The 21,188-nt window shown below is 45.1% G+C and carries 13 protein-coding genes; 9 read left to right on the top strand and 4 right to left on the bottom strand.

Annotation, left to right across the window (positions count from 1 at the left end; genetic code table 11):
• Nucleotides 1-282 precede the first annotated feature (282 nt).
• Nucleotides 283-5,493 (top strand): WD40 domain-containing protein, encoded by a 5,211-nt coding sequence (locus QUA47_RS01620; protein WP_333429452.1) that lies wholly within the window; start codon nucleotides 283-285, stop codon nucleotides 5,491-5,493.
• Nucleotides 5,494-5,708: 215 nt separating this feature from the next.
• Entirely contained in the window at nucleotides 5,709-7,997 is a 2,289-nt protein-coding gene (locus tag QUA47_RS01625) for an FdhF/YdeP family oxidoreductase (RefSeq protein WP_333429453.1), read from the top strand.
• A gap of 149 nt (nucleotides 7,998-8,146) precedes the next feature.
• Here the strand turns inward: QUA47_RS01625 and QUA47_RS01630 are convergent, their stop codons facing one another.
• Nucleotides 8,147-9,319 (bottom strand): glycosyltransferase family A protein, encoded by a 1,173-nt coding sequence (locus QUA47_RS01630; protein ID WP_333429454.1) that lies wholly within the window; start codon nucleotides 9,317-9,319, stop codon nucleotides 8,147-8,149.
• Nucleotides 9,320-9,593: 274 nt separating this feature from the next.
• On the opposite strand from QUA47_RS01630, the gene QUA47_RS01635 reads away from it, so the two are divergent.
• Nucleotides 9,594-9,719, top strand: coding sequence for a hypothetical protein (locus QUA47_RS01635; protein ID WP_333429455.1), 126 nt, complete (start codon nucleotides 9,594-9,596; stop codon nucleotides 9,717-9,719).
• Nucleotides 9,720-9,944: 225 nt separating this feature from the next.
• A complete protein-coding gene (locus QUA47_RS01640) occupies nucleotides 9,945-12,488 on the top strand; it encodes a protein kinase domain-containing protein (protein WP_333429456.1) in 2,544 nt (847 codons plus the stop codon).
• A 219-nt stretch (nucleotides 12,489-12,707) separates the two neighbouring features.
• Here the strand turns inward: QUA47_RS01640 and QUA47_RS01645 are convergent, their stop codons facing one another.
• Nucleotides 12,708-14,120, bottom strand: a complete 1,413-nt coding sequence (locus tag QUA47_RS01645; RefSeq protein ID WP_333429457.1) for a hypothetical protein — start codon at nucleotides 14,118-14,120, stop codon at nucleotides 12,708-12,710.
• A gap of 77 nt (nucleotides 14,121-14,197) precedes the next feature.
• Here QUA47_RS01645 and QUA47_RS01650 point away from each other — a divergent pair, with 77 nt between their 5' ends.
• Entirely contained in the window at nucleotides 14,198-15,223 is a 1,026-nt protein-coding gene (locus tag QUA47_RS01650) for a hypothetical protein (RefSeq protein WP_190657233.1), read from the top strand.
• A 320-nt stretch (nucleotides 15,224-15,543) separates the two neighbouring features.
• Here QUA47_RS01650 and QUA47_RS01655 read toward each other — a convergent pair whose 3' ends face one another.
• The gene (locus QUA47_RS01655) at nucleotides 15,544-15,867 is read right to left on the bottom strand and encodes a TMEM14 family protein (RefSeq protein ID WP_190657231.1); all 324 of its coding nucleotides are present in this window, start codon (nucleotides 15,865-15,867) and stop codon (nucleotides 15,544-15,546) included.
• A gap of 126 nt (nucleotides 15,868-15,993) precedes the next feature.
• Here QUA47_RS01655 and QUA47_RS01660 point away from each other — a divergent pair, with 126 nt between their 5' ends.
• The 4 genes from QUA47_RS01660 to QUA47_RS01675 all read left to right on the top strand — a co-directional run bounded on the left by QUA47_RS01660 (nucleotide 15,994) and on the right by QUA47_RS01675 (nucleotide 19,609).
• Complete coding sequence (locus tag QUA47_RS01660) at nucleotides 15,994-17,298, top strand: ATP-binding protein (RefSeq protein WP_333429458.1); 1,305 nt, start codon at nucleotides 15,994-15,996, stop codon at nucleotides 17,296-17,298.
• 238 nt (nucleotides 17,299-17,536) lie between these two features.
• Nucleotides 17,537-17,983, top strand: a complete 447-nt coding sequence (locus QUA47_RS01665) for a tellurite resistance TerB family protein (protein WP_190739853.1) — start codon at nucleotides 17,537-17,539, stop codon at nucleotides 17,981-17,983.
• Nucleotides 17,984-18,135: 152 nt separating this feature from the next.
• Nucleotides 18,136-18,561 carry a thioesterase family protein gene (locus tag QUA47_RS01670; RefSeq protein ID WP_333429553.1) on the top strand — a complete coding sequence of 142 codons (426 nt, stop codon included), beginning with the start codon at nucleotides 18,136-18,138 and terminating at the stop codon, nucleotides 18,559-18,561.
• A gap of 76 nt (nucleotides 18,562-18,637) precedes the next feature.
• Nucleotides 18,638-19,609, top strand: coding sequence for a putative 2-dehydropantoate 2-reductase (locus QUA47_RS01675; protein WP_333429459.1), 972 nt, complete (start codon nucleotides 18,638-18,640; stop codon nucleotides 19,607-19,609).
• 115 nt (nucleotides 19,610-19,724) lie between these two features.
• Here QUA47_RS01675 and QUA47_RS01680 read toward each other — a convergent pair whose 3' ends face one another.
• Nucleotides 19,725-21,143: a 2-succinylbenzoate--CoA ligase gene (locus QUA47_RS01680; RefSeq protein ID WP_333429460.1), complete on the bottom strand. Its 1,419-nt coding sequence runs from the start codon at nucleotides 21,141-21,143 to the stop codon at nucleotides 19,725-19,727.
• Between the last annotated feature and the right edge of the window lie 45 nt (nucleotides 21,144-21,188).

Below are 21,188 nucleotides of genomic sequence, written 5' to 3' on the forward strand. Positions count from 1 at the left end.
AGGCTGCATAGAATCCGATCCCCCCTAGCCCCCCTTAATAAGGGGGGGGACAAGATTCCGATCAAAGTCCCCCTTCTTAAGGGGGATTTAGGGGGATCGAGATATGTGCAACTTCACATTAAATTGGTATGACATCCGTTACATCCGTTACATCCGTTAAATAATCCGTTGCCGAACTTCCATCCGTTACATCCGTTACATCCGTTAAATAATCCGTTGCCGAACTTCCTTTTTTCGGCAGTTGACAGTACCTATTCTGAGAAACTTTTTCAAATATTAATTATGATTAATTCGCACTGCCAGCAAGACACCGCAGCACAGCAAAACAAAAGTTCGCTGCAAACTCTCTCCCGGGCTCTGAGAATGTCTCAGGGGCAATTTTCGCTGATTTTGGCCCGGTGCAATTACAGTGCTATGAGAGAGGAAACTGTACGGCAATTGCGGCAGGAGTCTGGTATCGAGATTCGAGAAATTGTCCTCCCGCCATCTGTTAAAACTCTTTACACGACGATAGAAACCAAACTTTCCTGCGGCCACCCGGCAGCTTTAATGGTGTTTGGATTGGAATCGGTAAGTGCGATCGAGCGACTGCTGACTTCTACCAACTACGTGAGGGAAGAATTTCGGAATAATTTTCCCTTCCCGGTGGTGCTGTGGGTGACCGACAAAATATTAAAAAAACTGATTCGGTTAGTAACAGATATCGAGACTTGGACGACCACTGTTGAATTTGTGATCGGCCCCGACGACTTGGTGGATTTCCTGGGCAAAAGTGCCGATCGCATTTTTTCCAATATTTTAGAAAGTGGCAATTGGCGTTTAACTAATTCTGCCATTCTCGGAGCCAATTCTTTGAGTGAACTAGAGTCGGCTAGCCAAGACTTGCAAACTTGCAACATCAGGTTAGAACCAGCTATTGAAGCGAGTTTGCAATTTATTCGCGGTCGGCACGAATATGCTTGTCACCGCATCCCTGCGGCTATTGAATTGTATCAAAAAAGTCTCAGTTTTTGGAAGCATCAAGTAGCGTTTATTGGGTCTAAAACACAATTTAGCGATTTGTTATTTACCGTTCACCCAGCACCGGTGTTAGAGGGAATTCTGCTATTCCACATCGGTCTTTGCTACCGCTTCCAAGCAGAAAAACACCGCAGCGGCAACCGTCCTTACTGGACGGAAGCTAAGAATTATTTTCAGGAATGTATTAATGTTTTAGAACGGGCAGGACGGTCGGATGCCGTTGGTATATTCATCAATCAACTTGGCGAAGTATTGCAGCATTTAGAAGATTGGGATGCACTCTGGAATTTAGCTATCAAAGCTCGGAGGTTACATGAAAATATGGAAAATTCAGCAGTTAATTTGGCTCAAGATTACGGCTTTTTGGCTAGAGTAGCCTTAGAGCAGAAGAACTGGCAAACGGCGAAAGAATGGGCTTTAGTCGCTCTAGAGGTTCTAAACTCAAATTTAGAAGCGAGGGGACAGGGAACGCCTGTAAAGTCGCAGCATCAAGGCTTGTATCTGTTAATTTTAGCAGAGGCACAGAGTCACTTGGGTGAGGTGCAAGAGGCGATCGCGCATTTAGAGCTGGCTCGTTCGGAAACCGAACCTTGCTACAACCCGCAACTGTCTTTGCGAGTTTTAGAAATGCTGCGATCGCTCTATTTTCAGCGGGGAGAATATCTCGAAGCATTTCAAATTAAGCAAGATTACCGAGCGGTGGAACATACGTATCGGTTCCGAGCTTTTATTGGAGCAGGAAAGTTGCAGCCGCACAGAGAAGCGGTTAATCCTGTCGCCGAAACTGTTGCCGGCGCTGCTACTATTGCTGACGAAATTACTGCTTCCGGCAGAGAACAAGACCTAAACCGTTTGATAGATAGGATGAACAATACCCCAGACAAACTGACAGTAATTTACGGTCAGTCTGGAGTTGGCAAAAGCTCAATTGTCACCGGGGGATTAGTGCCGGCTCTCAAACAAAAAAAAATAGAAATGCGGACTGTGTTGCCGGTAGTGCTGCAAGTTTACAACAACTGGCCTCGGGAATTAACCAGACAGTTATCTGCGGGAAAAGCTGAAATATTCGATCCGGAAATTTCCGAAGCAGTACCGGAAACTGCTCCGGTAGATTTTCCAGTAGAAGCAGGCGCAGTCAAGGAAAATCTTATTTCGGGATTTAACGGCGGCTCGGCTGGGAAAAATGAGGAGAAAATTGAGCAGTCACAGCCTTTAGAATCAATCATAGAAATAGAAAAAGATGCCCTCGAATACGAAACAATTATCCAGGAGCTGCAAATAAATTCCGAACATTTAGTGACTGTTCTCATATTCGATCAATTTGAAGAATTCTTTTTCGTGTGGAAAGAGCCAGCAGAAAGGCAGAAATTTTTTGATTTTTTGCGGGAATGCTTGAAAATCAAATATTTAAAAGTCGTCCTATGTTTGCGGGAAGATTACCTACACTATTTGCTGGAATTTGCCCGACCCAAAAACCAGACAGGATTCATTAACAATGATATTTTGGGGGACATTCTCAGCAAAAATATTCTGTTTTATTTGGGAAATTTTTCGCTGGGCGATGCGCGATCGGTAATTCGCACTTTAACGGAACGAGCGCAGTTTTACTTAGAACCGGATCTCATCGAAGAATTAGTCAAAGATTTAGCGGGAGAATTGGGAGAAGTCCGCCCGATCGAACTACAACTTGTCGGCGCTCAACTGCAACAAGAGGACATTAGAACTTTAACTCGATATCAGGAACTAGGCAACAATCCGCAACACACATTAGTCGAAAGATTTCTCGAAGAAGTCATCAAAGATTGCGGCCCTGAAAATGAAGTAGCGGCGCGGCGAGTTTTGTATTTTCTGACAGATGAAGAGGAGATTCGTCCCCTCAAAACCCGCGCCGAATTAGCCTCGAATTTAGCGACGTTTGCCGAAGCTGACAAATTAGATTTAGTCTTAGAACTGTTAGTAAAATCTGGTTTAGTTTTTCGGTGGACGGAACTGCAGGCAGAGCTTTACCAGCTCGTTCACGACTATCTAGTTAGCTTCATTCGCCAGCAGCAGGAATTAGATAAAAAGGCAGAATTTGAGGAACTGCGAAAGCAAAACCAAATTAATCGAGATGAAATTGACCAAATTCGCAAAGATAGAGAGCGAGATGCTTTGCTGTCGGAATCTAGAGAAAAACAGCGTCAAGCTAGAGACAAACAGCACGAAGCGGAAGCTCAACTTTACCAAACTCGGAGATGGCAATTGCGGGCGGCGGTTCTAGGAGTGCTTGTACTCGGAGGTGTTTCGGGGATGGCATTCCAGCAAGCAAAATTAGCAGAAAGCGCGCGGCAAGAAGCAGAAAAAAGTCGGACTGATGCCCTAAATTCGGCGTCGGAAGCTTTGGTGCTTTCTAATGAAAAAAATCAATTAGGAGTGTTGGGAAATAGTATCAAAATCGGCCGTGATTCTCAGAAAAGTACAGCGCTGCCTGTGGACACTAAAAATCAAATTGCTGAAAGACTCAGACAAGCAGTTTCCGGTGTGCAAGAACGCAACCGTTTCGAGCAGCACAGCAAGTTTGTTTTGGATGTGAGTGTCAGCCCCGACGGCAATTTAGTTGCTTCGGCAAGTGCTGACAAAACTGTTAAATTGTGGAGCAAAGAAGGTAAGTTATTAAAAACTTTCAATCACCCAGATAGCGTGACGAGTGTTAGTTTTAGTCCCGATGGGAAAACGATCGCTACTGGTTGTGCCGATCGCACAATTAGAATTTGGCAAGTAGATAACGACAAAAGTGCGATCGGCATTTTATCCGACCACCGCGATATCGTCACCAGCGTCAGTTTCAGTCCCGACGGCAAAACCCTAGCTTCCGCCAGTCACGACAACACCGTCAAAATCTGGAACCTGGCGAACAAAAAATTGCTGCAAACCTTAACCGGACACAAAGACTGGGTGCTCGGCGTCAGTTTCAGCCCCGACGGCCAAACAATAGCCTCAGCAAGTGTTGACAAAACTGTCAAACTTTGGAACCGAGAAAGTAAAACCCAGAAATTTAAAATTATTCCCAAAACATTAACCAAACATTCAGGCATTGTTTACAGCGTTAAGTTCAGTCCAAATAGTCGAGAACTCGTCTCAGCAAGTGCCGACACCACAGCCAAAATTTGGAACCGAAAGGGTGAGGAAATCAGAACTCTCAAAGGACACAACGATGAAGTGGTCAGCGCGAGTTTCAGTCGCGACGGCGAAAAAATTGTCACCGGCAGTGCAGACGATACGGTGAAAGTTTGGAGTCGCAGCGGCACTTTGCTCAACACTTTTCGAGGACATCAAGACGACGTGAGGGGCGTAACTTTCAGCGGCGATGGCACTATTGCTTCCGCAAGTAAGGACAAAATAGTGAAAATTTGGAAACCGGACAGCACTCCGTTGAATAAGATTTTATCGGGGCACGGAGACTGGGTTTACAAAGTCAGTTTTAGTGCTGACGGCAAAACAATTGCTTCTGCTAGCGGGGACAAAACGGTGAGACTTTGGCGCGCTGACGGCAGTTTATTCAAAACCTTAGTAGGTCACAAGGATTCTGTTACCTGGGTGAGCATTTCGCCTGATGATAAAACTGTTGCTTCGGCCAGCGATGACACAACGGTGAAAGTCTGGAGTGTAGACGGCAAACTGTTAGATACTCTGAACCACAGCGGCATTGTTAGAAGCCTGAGTTTTAGTCCAGACGGAAAAATAATTGCCGCCGCAAGTGCCGATCGCAAATTGTACCTCTGGCGCTGGAACGGTGCTAAAGCAACTTTGTTTGCAAAACTCGATCACAGCAATCCAGTAATTAGCGTTAGCTTCAGTCCCGACGGCAAAACTATAGCTACTGCTACCGCTGCTGAGGACAAGGCAAGCGGGAAGAAAAAGGCTTTTGAAATTACCGGAGAAAAGAGAGTTTACCTCTGGCAATTTAACGGTTCGTCGGCGAAAATCCTGAAAACTCTCGACCACCGGGACAGCGTTAAAAATGTGAGTTTCAGTCCCGATGGCAAGACTATTGCTGCGGCTTGCGCTGACAAAAAAGTTTACTTGTGGGGGTTTGATGGAAAGGTGGCGAATTTAACTGAAAAACTCGACCACAGCGATACTGTAGAAAGCGTGAGTTTTAGTCCCGACGGCAAGTTGATTGCGGCGGCGAGTGGGGGAAATACTGTTAAGCTGTGGGATTTTGACGGCAAGAAGGCGCTGCTATCTAAGACTTTGGAATCGAGCGATCGCGTGTTGAGCGTTACTTTTAGTTCTGATAGCAAAACTCTGGGTTTTGCTAGTAGGGATAGGACTGTAATTCTGTTGCCTGTGGAGAATTTGGAACTAAATAATATCATTGCTCGCAGTTGCGAGTGGTTGGGAGATTATTTGCAGAATGACCCGAATGTTGCTGAGGGCGATCGACTGCTTTGTCTTGGGTTTGGGAAGCAGGCGTTAAATAAGAGGAAGTAAACCCTGTTTGTAGTGAGGACTTCAGTCCTCTCTCTGTGGATGAATAAGGACTTGCATTCCTGACTGCGAACCGGTAGTTGAATTTAGATTAAAAAATATATGTGTTGACTGGTGTTTTAGGTTGTAAATTTGCGGTAAAATTCTAGTAATAAACTTAACTTCTTTGGCGCTTCGCCCGCCACATCAATCCGCAATACAAACAAAAGGTAAACCGCATGGATGTCAACTCCCCAAATGTCCACCCAATCCCGCCATTCAGCGAGACAAACGAGGAAACACCAGAGATAGGTGGCGGTTTGCCCATAATAGAATATTGGGCAAAACATACATTGTCCCCGGAAGGGCCGAAACTTTGGAAAACTTTGCTGCACAAAAGTGCTTGTTTGTCCTGTTCTTGGGGCACTGGCGGGCAGAAAGGAGGTTTTACAAATGAAGAGGGCGAAAAACTTCAGCGGTGCATGAAAAGCGTCGAAGCAATCTCCGCTGAAATCAAGCCGGCTATCTCAACTCAATTTTTTGAAAAGAAGAGTATTGCACAACTTCAGCAATTAACTTCAATGGAAGCCGATAGGTTGGGAAGGCTGAGTTTTCCGATGATTTTGCGGGCTGGTTCATCTCATTACGATCGCATTTCTTGGGAAGAAGTTTATCAAATTGCCGAAGCTGCTTTTCGCAAAACCCCCGAAAGAGTCGCATCTTACAGTTCCGGCCGCTCTTCCAACGAAGCCGCTTTTCTGCTGCAATTGATGATGCGGGCGATGGGTTCCAATAACTTAGCAGATTGTTCCGATCTCTGCCACGCTCCCTCGACCATCGGGTTAAGCGAAATGTTTGCTACCCGCACCTCGTTAGTGAGTCTAGAAAACTTGAAGGAAGCAGATTGCGTCGTGCTCGCGGGCAGCAATTCTTCCTACAACCATCCCCGCTTGATGAACGAGTTAATTAAAATTCGCGACAAAGGCGGTAGAATAATTGTAATCAATCCGGTGATGGAAATCGGGTTAGTCAAGTTTGGTTCTCCCGCATTTCCCGTCAAGTCTCTCATCCCCGGTTCCGATATTTCCTCGCTCTACTTGCAACCAATTCCCGGTAGCGATACGGCGCTATTTGTCGGTATTCAAAAATCTGTAATCGAACAAGGATTGCTGGATAAAAAATACTTGCAAGCTCATACAGAAGGCTGGGAAGCAGTAGTACAGCACGCCCGCGAAACCTCTTGGGAAAGTATTACTAAAACCTGCGGAGTTTCCCAAGCAGAAATTGAGGCGGCCGCCACAATTATCGGCACGTCCCAGCGGGTTGTCTTCGGTTGGGCGATGGGAATTACCCAACACGATAACGGTGTAGATAATGTTTTCAGCATCGCCAACACGGCCTTAATGACGGGAAATGTTGGGAAAGAAGGGGCGGGATTAATGCCCGTCAGAGGACACTCAAACGTCCAAGGATTCGGCTCTATGGGCGTGACTGTAAAGCTGAAAAAAGAAATTCAACAAGCTTTAGAAAAGTTATTGAATCGTCCCCTCAGTCCTGTTAAGGGCTACGACACTCGATCGCTCATTGAAGCAGCAGATGCAGGCAAAGTCGATACGCTGATCTGTCTGGGCGGTAATTTGTACGGGGCGAATCCAGATTCAACTCAGGCCAAACAGGCTTTAGCCAATGTTGAAACCGTTATCTACCTCGCAACCAAACCGAACTTAGGGCATTTTCACGGATTGGCAAAGCACAATACAATTGTGATTCCCGTGCTGAATCGCTTTGAAAATCCCCACAAAACAACGGTGGAAGCCGGGAATAATTTTGTGCGTTTAAATGATGAGGGTGAAACTCATCTCAAAAATGCCGATCTGATTCCCGAGGTAGAATTCTTGACGGAATTAGCCAGCAGAATTCACGGCGATTTTCCCGTTGATTGGCGCCAACTTCAAGACACAAAATACGTTCGGCAATTGATTGCTAAAACTATTCCGGGCTATGAAAAAATAGCGACAATTGATGAAACAAAAGAGGAATTCACCATCAGCGGTCGCATTTTTACAGAACCTAAATTTCCTACAGAGTCTGGGAAAGCGAAGATGTTTGTCGCGCCTTTACCTAAGCTGAAATTACCGCAACCTCAAGAGTTTGGAGTACCCGAATCGGTGCGAGGTTTAGTTGTGGCATTGATGACGGGACGCAGCTATTCTCAGCATAATACTGTCGTCTACAAAATTGAGGACAAGTATCGGGGAATGCCGCACCGCAACTGCATTTTGATGAATCGTGCCGATGCAGAAAGCGCGGGTTTGCAAGAACATCAGCGCGTGACGGTGCAGGGAAATGTGGGGAAAATGGAAAATGTCGAGGTAATTTACGGGGCGGTTCGTGAGGGTGCTGCTTTGATGTTTTATCCTGAAGTTAATGTGATTTTTCACCCGGAAATTGAAAGGCGATCGGGCACGCCTGCTTACAAGCGCGTACCTGCTTTTGTATACGCGGAAGTTCGGCAACGGATTCTGTAACGGATGTAACGGATGTTATGATTAGCTCTGCCTTCTGTCTTCTATAACTCACATTTTAGATGATTTTTAAGAACAGGCAAGATGCCTGTTCCACAAGGAGTTAATTTTTTGAGGGGTGGGCATCTTGCCTGCCCATATGCAAGTCTTAATTAACTCTTAATTTGCAAAGCTCTACCGCGCCAAGTCCACCCCCAACCAGTTTCAGTTTTAATCGCAGAACCGATCGCCATCGCCGCCACTAACGCACCTCCGAAACCTCCCAACCACCAGTATTTCGTCGGACATTCAGAAATTTCGGCACCCAAGCGGCGCAAAGTGTAATGCTGCCAAATTACGATTACGGATAAACAGATAGTTAACCAGGTAATTGGCAATTGGTAATTGGTAATTGGTAATTCGTAATTGCTGATTGCCAGAATTTCTGCGAAGTCCCCCTTTGCCAGCAAAATAGCTAATGCCAACCACGGCAGAGGATAAATAAAAAACATAATTGCGGCCATGTAAACCATCATGCCCCAACTGCGGTTAGCGCCGAGATACAGATTCTTTGTCCAGCCTTCCCACAATGCGTTCCAAGACCGATACATCCGCACGGATGCCAAATTTGACCCGGAATAAAGTCCGAGCTTTAAACCCGCACGTTTGATGCGCCTAGCTAATTCCACATCTTCCACAATTTCGCCGGCAACTGCTTCGTGACCTCCTATTTTTTCGTAGCCCGATCGCCTAAATAATATGAACGGCCCGCCGGCAAAAGCACTGTCTATTTTCGAGGGATCGTTGACGGCGGTGAAGTCGAAGCAAACTGCTAGGTGATTGAACATTAACGGCTGCACTAACCACTCGGCAAAACACTCACAAACCAGCGCTGGCATACAGGTAAATAAGTCTATTTTCTCGCTTTCGGCTGTGGCGATAGCGGTTTCGATCGCCGCCGGTTTGAGTCGCACGTCGGCATCGATAAATAATAAGAAGTCTCCGGTTGCTATTTGAACAGCTTGGGCGCAGGCCCAGTTTTTGCCCGCCCAATATTGGTTGGTTGGTCGCGGCTGACCTGCTAATATTTTAAGCCGGGGGTCGTTGAGATGCTGTTGCAGGGTTTGCGCGATCGCTAGTGTGTCGTCTGTCGATCGATCGTCTACAATCAAAACCTCTAGGTTGTCCACAGACAGCGGTGTACTCTCCAAAATGGCGATCGCGCAATCCCGAATATTCTCTGCCTCGTTGTATGCTGGTACGATTACCGAAAATTTAGGGAACTGCGCGGCGGACTCCGGTGACAGCTTAGCCAAACTTCTGTCGGTTCGAGGCGCATTTTCCACTGATCGGCGCAAGTTCTTAGTGTAAGCTCTACTTACAATCAGAGAAAAAATTAGCAGGGTTAACAATATCAAAGCGAACAGACCTCAAATTTTCGGTACACGATTTGTCTCCCTAAATATTAAAAAATATTAAAACAAAAAGCTAGTCGATCGCCCGAAAAGTTATTTTGACCGCCTCTTTTGCTATAATTTGTGAGCATCTTTCGGCTCGCTCGCAGCGAGGGGTAAGACCCCTCACCCATACAGCGACCGAAAAGCCGAGGATAGATATCAGTTGTCAGAGGATATTGGAATGGGCGAATTTGTGACAGTCGATGTGTTGGCGAACGGGATAGCCGTACTTGGTGCTTTCGGTTTTTTCTTTTTAGGATATCAAGCTTTGCAGATGTTGAAAAAATAAAGTATGGAAGAAGGAAGAAAGAAGAAGGAACAAGGAAGAAGGATTAGCTCCTTGCTCCCCCCAAACCCCTAAAAAAAGGGGAGGAGGGGGTGGGACAAGAGCATTCTTTCGCTCCCCTCAAACCCCTGAAAAAGGAGGATTTAGGGAGCGAAACTCAAAGACAAGTGACTCAACAGTGCAACTGTTTCTTGCGAAAATCAACCAAAAAAAGGCTGCGTTATTATCATGGTGAGCCAACTTTTAGATGGACGCTATCAAATCATTGAAGTCATAGAAACAGGAGAATTTGGACAAACCTATCTGGCAAAAGATATTCGCCGTCCGGGAGAACCGCAGTGCTTTGTCAAGCACCTGCGTCCCGGTACCACCGAACCGAAATTAATTAATACTACGCGCCGTCTTTTTCAAAAAGAAGCAGAAGTTCTAGAAAGGCTCGGTCAACACGACCAAATTCCTCAGCTATTCGCTTATTTTGAAGAAAATGAAGAATTTTTCTTAGTTGAATCCTTTGTTGCCGGTCACTCGCTATCAACCGAGATTGTACCGGGCAAGCCTCTGAGCGAAGAAAAAATGATTTCTTTGCTGAAGGAACTGTTAGAAATTTTAGTGTTTGTACACGGACAGGGAGTAATTCACCGAGATATTAAACCGGCAAATTTAATCCGTCGCTATTCAGATAACAAGTTAGTTTTAATCGACTTTGGCTCGGTGAAAGAAATTCACATCGCTCAAAGACAAGCGCCGGTAACTGTGCGGATTGGCACGCTGGAATATATGCCGATCGAACAATTTCAATACAACCCGCAACTCAACAGCGATATCTACGCTTTGGGAATGATTGGCATCCAAGCAATGACGGGTTTGCCGGCTTACGATTTGCCGAAACTGCGGGATTTGAAAAATTCTAATAAAGGCGAAATTGTTTGGCGGCATTTAGCCACGTGTTCCCAAGCGCTGGCCGATGTTTTGGACAATATGGTGCGCTACGATTTTCGGGAGAGATACCAGTCGGCGGCGGAAGCTTTAGCCGATTTGAGGAAAATTGGCGATCGCTCGCGGGCGCGGATTCCCAAGCTGACAATATATCGCGAAGAAGTCGATCGGCGCAGCAGCAGCCGGGGTGATATTACAGTCGTCGGTCGTAGAATATTAGATGAACTGCGCGTCAGTTTGGAATTGCTGCCAGAAGAAGCAGAGGCGATCGAAGATGAGGTATTGAACCCTTACCGGAAATACAGGCAAAAAGGCGAACGCTACGAACAATCACTGCAAGAAGCAATGCAGCAAGAATATCCCTTTTCTCAGGAAACTCGCGACGAATTAAAACGCTTGCAGCAAGTTTTAGGCCTTACCGACGAAGATGCCGCGAAAATCGAAGAATTAGTCATTCCTAAATCTTTATTTGCTAAATTGTACAAGGCGATCTCCACAGTTTTGGAGGGACACCGCAACCCCAGTGGGCCACCAGCCAGCAGCGCCCCTCAACTCGAATTGCAGGCAAGTCCGGCGGTATCCTCGCAGGTAAATCTGAACGGAAAAACCGATTTCTCGTTAGCGCAGCCCGCCCCTACGGGGGCTACGCCAACGGAGAGGATCGCCAGCCCAGCAGCACTTGTCCCCAAAGAAACTCGCAAATTCAATCCTTATCTCGCCGGGGCAACAATTGCGGCTATCTTAGCTGCGATCGGCGGACTTTATGGATATCTCAAGTGGCAAGAATGGGAGCAGCGAGCCCAGAAAGAATCCCAACAGCTCAATCAAATTGCCGCTCTCTATAAAGCCAGCAATTATGAAGACTGCATCAGCCAAATACCAACAATTGCCAACACTTCCAGCAGCTATGCGTCCGCTCAGGAGTTACAGGAACAGTGCCAAGCAGGTCTGCGGTGGAAGAACGCCAAAGTCAAAAATTTCGCTCAGCATTCAGATGCAGTTGGGTCTGTTGCTTTCAGTCCAGACGGCTTAATGTTAGCCAGCGGTTCTAAAGACAAAACCATCCAAATTTGGGATTTAGCTACAGGCAAGTCGATCCGCACTTTTCCAGGAGATTCCTCCACTATTTGGTCGGTTGCTTTTGACTCAAACGGTACGAAACTGGCGACTGGAACCGGTTTTTGGCGAGTCATGCTGTGGGATTTGAAAACAGGGCAAGTGATTCGCAGTCTCGACCACACTGCTTCTGTGTGGTCTGTCGCTCTCAGCCCGGACGGACAGCTTGTTGCTAGCGGTAGCGGAGACAAAACCACGAAGATTTCGGATGCAGCAACTGGCAGTTTGATTCAGAATTTTCCCGACCATACAGATTTTGTTTATTCTGTTGCTTTCACTCCCGATGGAAAAAGTTTGGTTAGCGCTTCTAAGGATAAAAAAATTACAGTTGTTGATGTAGCAACGGGGAGGTTGCTCAAAACTATTGAGGGACACGGCGACGCGGTGAGGTCGGTTGCTGTTACCCCGGACGGCAAGACAATTGTTAGCGGTTCCTACGATGAAAGTATTAAAATCTGGAATATCGAAACAGGAGATTTAATTCGCTCTATCCAGGGACATTCTGACGATATTGTCTCGGTTGCTATCAGTCCGGACGGGAAGTTTATTGCGAGCGGGAGCAAGGATAAAACTATTAAAGTTTGGGATTTTGCTACCGGAGAATTGCTGAATACTTTGACGGGACATTCCGATGAGGTTTATGTGGTGACTTTTAGTCCTGATGGCAAAACTATTGCTAGCGGTTCTAAAGACAATACTATTAAGTTGTGGCTGAGGTAATCAGAAAGAAGGAAGAAGGAAGAAGGAAGAAGGAAGAAGGAAGAAGGAAGAAGAAAGAAGGAAGAAGAAAGAAGGAAAAATAGTCCTTGACGCACAGACTATACTTGTAGGGTGCGAAGTGCGTACCTTACTACTACAGATAGTGTAACAATTGAAAACTTGTGTGCAGGACTGAAGAAGTCAGTCAACAGTCAACAGTATCCATTAGTCACGGGTCATTTAATTCCTAAGATTAAGCTCGTTTTTTAAGGTTTGGGGAAAGTGCCAATAAGGCGTTTCTAATTCGTCCTCAGTTGGATAATTTTCAGTTGCTTCCTCTCGGATTTGAAAAAAGTGGTAGAGGTTAGCCACAGTTAAATCGGATATTTCTTGCCAATTCGAGGCAGCTAAAGCTTGATAGCCCGTAGCGATCGCCTGCTGGCTGACATAAAATTCGTATCTCCGGCGGATTTCCGGCGACACAGCGAAGGTTAGCTGGTCGCGCAAGGATAGAAAGTGAGACTTTTGCTTTAAACTTTCATAAAGTGAAGGTTCCGCAGCTAATACCGCGAATGTAGTGTACACGCTGCTTTTTAAACTCTCGCCGGTGAGTTTATCTAAACTAGCTAACTGGTGCTGCTCTTTTGGAGACAAAGTTTGCATCCAATCAACCTCATTTTGCCAAAATTCTATTACACTTAAATCATGACCGAGAATCCTAGTAACTTCAGGAAATAAAAAATCTAGTTCGGGTTCGGATTGACATCCTTTAACAACAGTTAGAAGATTTTGACAAATTTTTGATTGGAGTTCCAGCAGGCGATCGCTCACCATCTTGTAGGCCCGCTGCAACTGAAACGTGACCCCGATCGCCTGCTCGATCGCCCAAACACATTCCATTTGCCTGAGCTGTCCAGCAGAAGACAGCCCCTCCAACAAACTAGGATTATCATAAATTTTTAAAGCCTCAAACAGCATATCCCGCCCGCTATTAATTTCGGAATTCCGAAGTTTAATATCTGGCACTGTCAGGGCTGACTGACAGCGTTTGATAGCTTTAGAAAAAATCTCGTAACCGTTAACCAGTTTCTGGCGGTGCATTTCAAAACTAGAGTCGTGAGCCACCTTAAAAATCTGCTGGATCACCTCTACTCCCCTATCTTTGAGGATGTGTCTGAGATCGATAAATCCGTCTTTAATTTTTAGCTTCTGGTGCTTTGCCTCTTCTCGGATTTTTAATACTTGGTTGAGGTTTACTGCGGACAAAACTGTGCTCGATACAGTGCCAATACCAATGACAGCAGCAGTCGCTTGCATCACTGCCAAATTAATTTTCAGACAGTTAAGCATTCTGTATATTTTTTGAAACCCCTGATGAGTTTGAGCAACCTGCAGCGGCGCCAGTGTCACGTACACGGGAGCTACCAGCGGCTGTATGGGCCCACCTCCGGCTAACTGTGCGAGCAATCCTATAACTCCGCGATCGGATAGAGTTTCACTTCTTGATTGATAAAAAATTTTTGCAAGCTCCACAAACTCCCCTGTCACCGGATCTCTAGCTGCCGGGAGCAATTTTCCTGTTTTGGCAGCAGGCTGTACAAGGTTGCCACTATTGAGTCGCGCCTGAGTTGCAGGAGTGAATATATAATCCATGTGGTGACTCAGTTTCCATTCAAAAAGGCAGATGTTCTGTATTGTATGCTGTTTAGGGAAACGAGGGATTAAAGGAAATGAATGAGTATCTCAAGGCATTCCAGGCTATTACCCTGTTTAGCGATCGATTGTTGGCAGACGAATATCAATCCGTGGAGATTAAACAGTCAGCTACCCAACTCAGTTTAGATGTGGAACCTTGTATTGACGAAATTAAGCAATCTGCCATCAGACTCAAGGGGCTACTTCAGGTATGTTTCAAAGATGTATCTCAGGCTGAGGATGTCTGGAATAGCAAGCCGAGAATTGCTGGAGCATCTCCTGTTGATGTCTGGGAGCAAATTGGCGAACTAAGCGGATGCGATGTGAGAATTCGCAGTTTAGGAAAACAGGGCAAATATGATGCTGTTGTTAAAGTTCGCAAATCTTGGAGCGACAAGGCGACCAAGTTAAAAACTCAGTGGTTTTTGTGGGATAAAAACCCTCAACTATTTCAAAGAGATGCTATTGGTTTTTTTGACAAAGAGAATTTGCACAAAGAGTTACGTAATGAAGTGGATTCCCAGGCAGAGCGAGTCAGTTTAATTATGGAGAATGAACTGAGTTTAATTTTTAAAGAATTACAATCTATTGATATAGAAAAAATTGAAGTTTGTATTGACTGCTTCGACCTCAACAGTCAATCTAAATTTAGAGAGCGACTACAATCAATAGGGGGAGAGATTGTATCTAAGTTTACGGAGCCACTGAAATATTTGCCGGATTCTTATATGAAGAGTTTTAAAGATACGTTGAAAGAACCTGTAGAAACTCTCGTTCATAAAAGCAATCTCGGAATTACTTTGGTCGATTTTGAAGAGTTCTGTAAAGTGATTGGCTTAATCCTAGATAATGTGATTCTAGCTGTTTTTGAAGAGCGCATGAAACTTGCAATTAAAACCGTTGAAAAAGCGATTAAATTCTACAATAATTTTTTATATAAGCAGGCGCGGTATCAGAAAGAGACGCCGGAACAGCGAGCGGCGGAAAAAGAGTGGATCGAATGCCAGCGGCAGCAACTCAGGGAAGTTCAGCAGTATATTGATGCAGTCATCAATCATTAGTGGTTAGTTATTAGTAATTGGCAATTTGTAATTAGGAGTTAGTAATTAGTGTTTTAACTACTAATTACTGACTCCTAACTGCTGAATTCACGCAAACAGGACTTACGCCGAACCTAATTAATTATTTACGGCTCCATGCACACCGCACCTTAGCCCTATAATTCGCGCGTTAAACCACTTTTTGCGTAAGTCTTGCTAAAAATAGATACAAGTCCCGTAATTACGTCATGAAAATAAAAAAATTAGACTTTAGTTCAACCTCCCACTCAAGGCTGGGGAGTTAATCTAAAATCTAAAATCTAAAATCTAAAATCGAATGACTATTGATATTGACCGCTGATTTCGTAAACGATCGCGCCCAAAGATGCCAAACTAGCTAGAATGAGCATCCCGGCTGGCATGAATTTGCGAGTTTTTACAAGCCGTAAAATAAAGACTATTACTAAAACAGCGGAGATGGCTGCTGCTAATGTTAAACCCCAACTTTGTCCCATAAGCTGGGCGGTGCCGGCAAAAATTAGCAGCGAACCACTAATCAAGCCCGAAATGAGCGAGGCTTGGCTTTTGGCCTTGATATAACCCATGATGCCGCCAACCAGTGTTAAAATGCCGTAGCCGATCGCCGCTGCTGTACCTAAATTCATTTTTAATCCTCCCGATTTCACTCTTTGCATCTAAATTTATACAGCGCGGCCTGCAATTAGTGTCACGAATTGTTAGAAAATTTATTAAAGCCAGTCAGGATATGTAACTGTTATACAATTGCCATTATGTCAGCCCTAACTTCTGCTGCGATCGCCCAAATCCGTTACCTCCAGCGCCAAGCAGCATCCCTGCTGCTGTATCAATCAGTTCTCAAAAGCCCCGCAGGTCAAGCTTTTCTCGATTTGCTGCAAGCCCTTCACCACAGCGAAGTCAGCGGTTTGGAATGTCAGGTAGCTTACGGGAACTGGTTCAAAGTTCAGGCTGCTAAAAATTTAAGCTGGAAAGATTCTCTGATTTCCGAAATTCTCAAAGACGAAAACCCCTTTTCACGCCGAGCACAGCAAACAGATTTTGCAAGTTTGCCCCCCGCTTTGGTGGAGGCCGCCCGACATGATTTACAAGTGCTGCAAAATATTTACGAATGCAGCAGCGAACAGTTGAGCAAGTGGGTGCGGGTAGCGGGTCAACTTGACGCAGTGCCTCCGATTTGGCCTTCAGAAACTGTAGCAGAACAGGGAGATTTGCCGCTGCACGGGAAACTAGAAAAATGGTCGAGCGCGGCGGAATCTTTGGCAGTTTATTACCGACAGTTTGGCACGGGTTTGTTTGCCGAATATCGCGCTTTTAGGTGGCGGGGAGGGGAGTTGGCAAGTATTTCGCATCCCGATGGCATAACTTTAAAAGAGTTGGTTTGCTGCGATTGGCAGCGGGATGCTCTGGTGAAGAATACGGAGTTTTTGTTGGCAGGTTATCCGGCTTTGCACGTCTTACTGTACGGGAGCCGCGGTTCGGGCAAGTCTTCTTTGGTGAAGTCGCTATTAAATGAATTTGGAGCTCGCAATCTGCGTTTGATTGAAGTATCTAAATCGGATTTGCAAGATTTGCCGCTAATTGTCGAGCAGTTGCGGGGAGTTCCTCAAAAGTTTATTATTTTTGTGGATGACCTTTCCTTTGAGGAAGATGACGATGCTTTTAAAGCTCTGAAAGTTGTCTTGGAGGGGAATGTAACTGCTCGCTCTCAAAATGTGGTAGTTTATGCTACCTCTAACCGCAGGCATTTAATTCGAGAGTTTTTTGACGACAGGCCTCGCCCCCGCGACGGAGATGAAGTTCACGCTTGGGATACTGTGCAGGAAAAACTTTCCTTTAGCGATCGATTTGGCTTGACTTTAACTTTTGAGCCGGCGGATCAAAACACTTATTTAACAATTGTCCGACATCTCGCAGAACTTGCTGGAATCAAACTCGCTCCCGAGGATTTGGATCACCGAGCTAAAGAATGGGCAACTCGCCGCAATGGGCGATCGGGCAGGACTGCGCGGCAGTTTGTTGATTTCCTGAAAGCAGATTTAGCCGTTTTTCACAAGTAGATCGTCTGCGCTGCGAGGGCGGGTTTTACCTGAAATATGGGAAGGGAATTCATGAGCTGAATACACCCGCCATTGCAGCGCCAAAGGGCGAAAGAAAAATTCTTAAGTTTTTCATAATTTAATTGATAATAAATAACTAACACAATTTGATATAATTATCAAAATCCCCAAAGAAACCTCCAGAGCCAGAACCCATCCTGACTCCATAAATCGACCACTAAATAATGAGGAAAATATCATGGGTTTATTTGATAAAGTATCGCAGACTCGTCAAGAAACGGACGTAACGTTAGGGCCTGCCGAAGCATTTGCGGCGATCGCGCTAATTGCCGTAGCAGCCGACGGTTACATCAATGACAGCGAAAGTAAAGCGATTAGCATGACGCTATCTCGGATGCAACTGTTCCGCAGTTATCCGGATGACGTGATGAGAAAAATGCTCGATCGCCTGCTGATGATTCTGCAACGGCAAGGAGTTGAGGTACTGTTTAATGCTGCTTTGGCCACGCTTCCCGACGAACTTAAAGAAACTGTTTTTGCTGTCACAACTGATATCGCTTTAGCAGATGGCGAGGTTTCAGAAGAAGAAGAACAACTTTTGAACGATCTTTACAGTGCATTGGGGCTTTCCGAAGATATTGCCCTCAAGATTATAGACGTGATGTTGATTAAGAACAAAGGTTAAGAAAGAAAGGGGAGGAGTGAGGAGGGCGAATTTTACAATATAAAAAATTAGCGCCTACTTACTTAGCTGACAACTTCTCCAAAAGTGCGGTTTTACCGATATGATGGTTGGTAAAATTGCGATCGAATTTGCGATCGCCGTTACTACCTCAAATGCCTTTCACTTACACCCGCACTGTTCGCTTTCAAGATACCGATGCTGCTGGAGTCGTTTACTTTGCTAACGTTTTGGCGATGTGCCACGAAGCTTACGAGGCATCTCTAGCAGCATCGGGAATCAATCTCAAAGCATTTTTCAGCAATCCCCAGGTTGCCTTTCCCATAATTCATGCTAGTGTAGATTTTTATCGCCCCATGTTTGCGGGCGATCGGCTGATGATTCAATTGATGCCGAAACAAGTTACTGGCGATGAATTTGAAATTGCCTATCAAGTATTTTCGGGGGAAGTTGCAGGAAGAAGCGCTGCTAAAGCTCTTACTAAGCACGTGTGCATTGATGCAGTTAGCCGAGCTCGAAAACAGCTATCTGAAGACTTGATGCAGTGGATGAGGAAATTTGAGATTGAGATTTCAAATTAGTTCTATCTTTAAATAATAGCAGGGTATGACAGTCAAATTTCTGTTTTGTTGATATTATTTCTGACTTTTTGATATTATGTCAAATCGCAATTATGCCATTGTGGGGACGGGAGCTTTAGGCGGATTCTACGGTGCTAGACTGCAACAAGCAGGTTTAGAAGTCAATTTTTTGCTACGCAGCGATTACGATCAGGTCAGAAAACACGGTTTGATTGTCGAGTCTCCCGAAGGCGACTTCACCCTCCCCCACGTCCGCGCCTACCACAACACGCATAAAATGCCTAAGTGCGACGTAGTAATTGTAGCGCTGAAAACAACTCAAAATCACTTTTTGCCCCAAATTTTGCCTCCTTTATTAAAGGATAACGGGACGGTTTTAGTATTGCAAAACGGATTGAATGTCGAACCGGAAGTAGCTAAAATTGTTGGTGCAGAACGAGTGGTTGGCGGGCTGTGTTTTCTCTGCTCTTATAAAGTTGGGCCCGGTCACATCTGCCACCTAGATTACGGCACTATCACCCTGGGAGAATATGCCCAGGACTACAAAGCAATTGGTATTACTGATAGATTGCACCAAATTGCTAAGGATTTTAAACGTGCTCATATTCCTATTAAAATGAGCGAAGATTTGCTATTATCAAGGTGGAAAAAGCTGGTTTGGAATATTCCTTATAACGGGCTGTCTGTAGTGTTGGATGCGAGAACTGACGAACTGATGGCTAATCCCGATACTCTGATTTTAGTCAAGGAAATGATGGGGGAAGTGATAGCGGGCGCCAAAAGTTGCGATCGCATTATTCCCGATGACTTTATCCCACAGATGCTCGAATACACTCAGAAAATGAAGCCTTACCGCACGAGCATGAAAATCGATTATGATGAATCGCGGCCCCTGGAAGTTGAGGCGATTTTTGGTAATCCGATACGGGTGGCGCAGCAAGCAGGTATTAAGTTGCCCCAAATAGAGGTAGTTTACCGAATGTTGAAGTTTGTGGATGTTCAAAGACAAGAAGCAGAGAAGACGAGAAGGCTGTTAGGTTTGTCGTAATTAGTCAGTTGACTGTTGACTGTTGACTGTTGACTGTTGACTGTTGACTGTTGTCAGGAGGCGGAAATAAGCATGAGAAATTCTGCCTTCTGCATTGATTGCGATCGCCTAATAATTATTGATATTTGAGCGCAATTTCTTGCAATTGTTCTCGATTGACTTTGCCTTGAGAATTGCGCGGCAATTGTTCGACGATTACCCAATATTTCGGTCGCTTAAACTTGCTCAACTTATCTTCTAGTGCCGCTTGCAGATTTTTGACAGTAACTTCGGAATTAGCGGGAACGTATATAGCCGTAACGACTTGACCCCAATCTTTGTCTGGCAAGCCAATTACAGCAATATCGGCAACTAAATTAGTCGATCGCACAACGGCTTCAACTTCCGCCGGAAATACATTTTCTCCGCCTGTGATAATTTTGTCGCTGCTGCGTCCGACGATATTTAAGTAGTTATTTTTATCAAAAAATCCCAAATCGTCTAATTGGAAATATTCGCTATCGCCAAAATTTTTAGGATAATAACCCAACGCCAAAGATTTAGCATCTACTACAATATTTCCGATTTGATTATCGCACAAAATATCGCCCTTGGCACTGCGAATAGTTATTTTAGCGTGCGGTAAAATTTTACCGGAACTGTTATTGCCAGCGAGAAAATCTTGGGGTTTTAGTGTAGCAATTTGCGAGGCAGTTTCGGTCATGCCATAACTGGGCGCTAATTTGATTTGATAGTTTCTAGCTGTTTCTAAAAGTTCCGGCCACGCGGGGGCACCACCCAAAAGTACGGCCCGAAACCGTCCCAGCCAATTAGCTGTATCTGGGTTTTGCAGCAGCCGTTGCAGTTGAGTTGGAACTAAAGAAATGAAAAATTCTTCTGGTTCTATGTCGCTTTTTTTACCACTTTCTAATTCTTTAAATGGCTGAATAGCGAGTTTTCCTCCGGTAGTAAAGGAACGCATGAATTGCATTAAACCGCTGACATGATATAAGGGCAAAACGCAAAATGAGTTGATTTGGTCAACTTGAAAATATTGTTGAAAACCTTGTACTGATGCTGTTAGCGTTTCCCAAGTATGGATGGCAAAACGAATTTTTCCCGACGAACCGCCGGTGGGAATCATGATCGTATCAAAACCGCTTTTACCGGACGAATGGAATTCGCGGCTATACAAACGAAGTCCGCCTTCGCGGACTGGGATATGGGAATTTTTGGGAAGCGGATATTGTCCTAAAAATATGTCTGGTTGGACTAAATCAAAGACTTGTTCCCATTCGGGTTTTACCCAGTTGGGATTGCAGAGAAAAATGGGGCCTTTGGCGGCGCGGGCGGCGGTGAAACTGGCAAGAAATTGCACGGGTTCTGGTTCGGCGAGGCAAATTTTTGGGGGTGTTTTTTGTGCGGGATTTTGGGTGATTTCAAGAAATACCCGATCGACAATTCGGGCAAATTCGCGACTGTCACAACCGATAAGCCAGTTATCGGGCAAGCCAGACTTGATATCCAGAATATTTACTGTGAGATTTGTTGCCATAGATGCTTTCACCAAGTTTTTGGATTCAAAACAATTACCTAACCC

It is taken from the genome of Microcoleus sp. MON2_D5, from assembly GCF_036701905.1.
In the GTDB taxonomy this organism is placed as follows: Bacteria; Cyanobacteriota; Cyanobacteriia; order Cyanobacteriales; family Microcoleaceae; genus Microcoleus.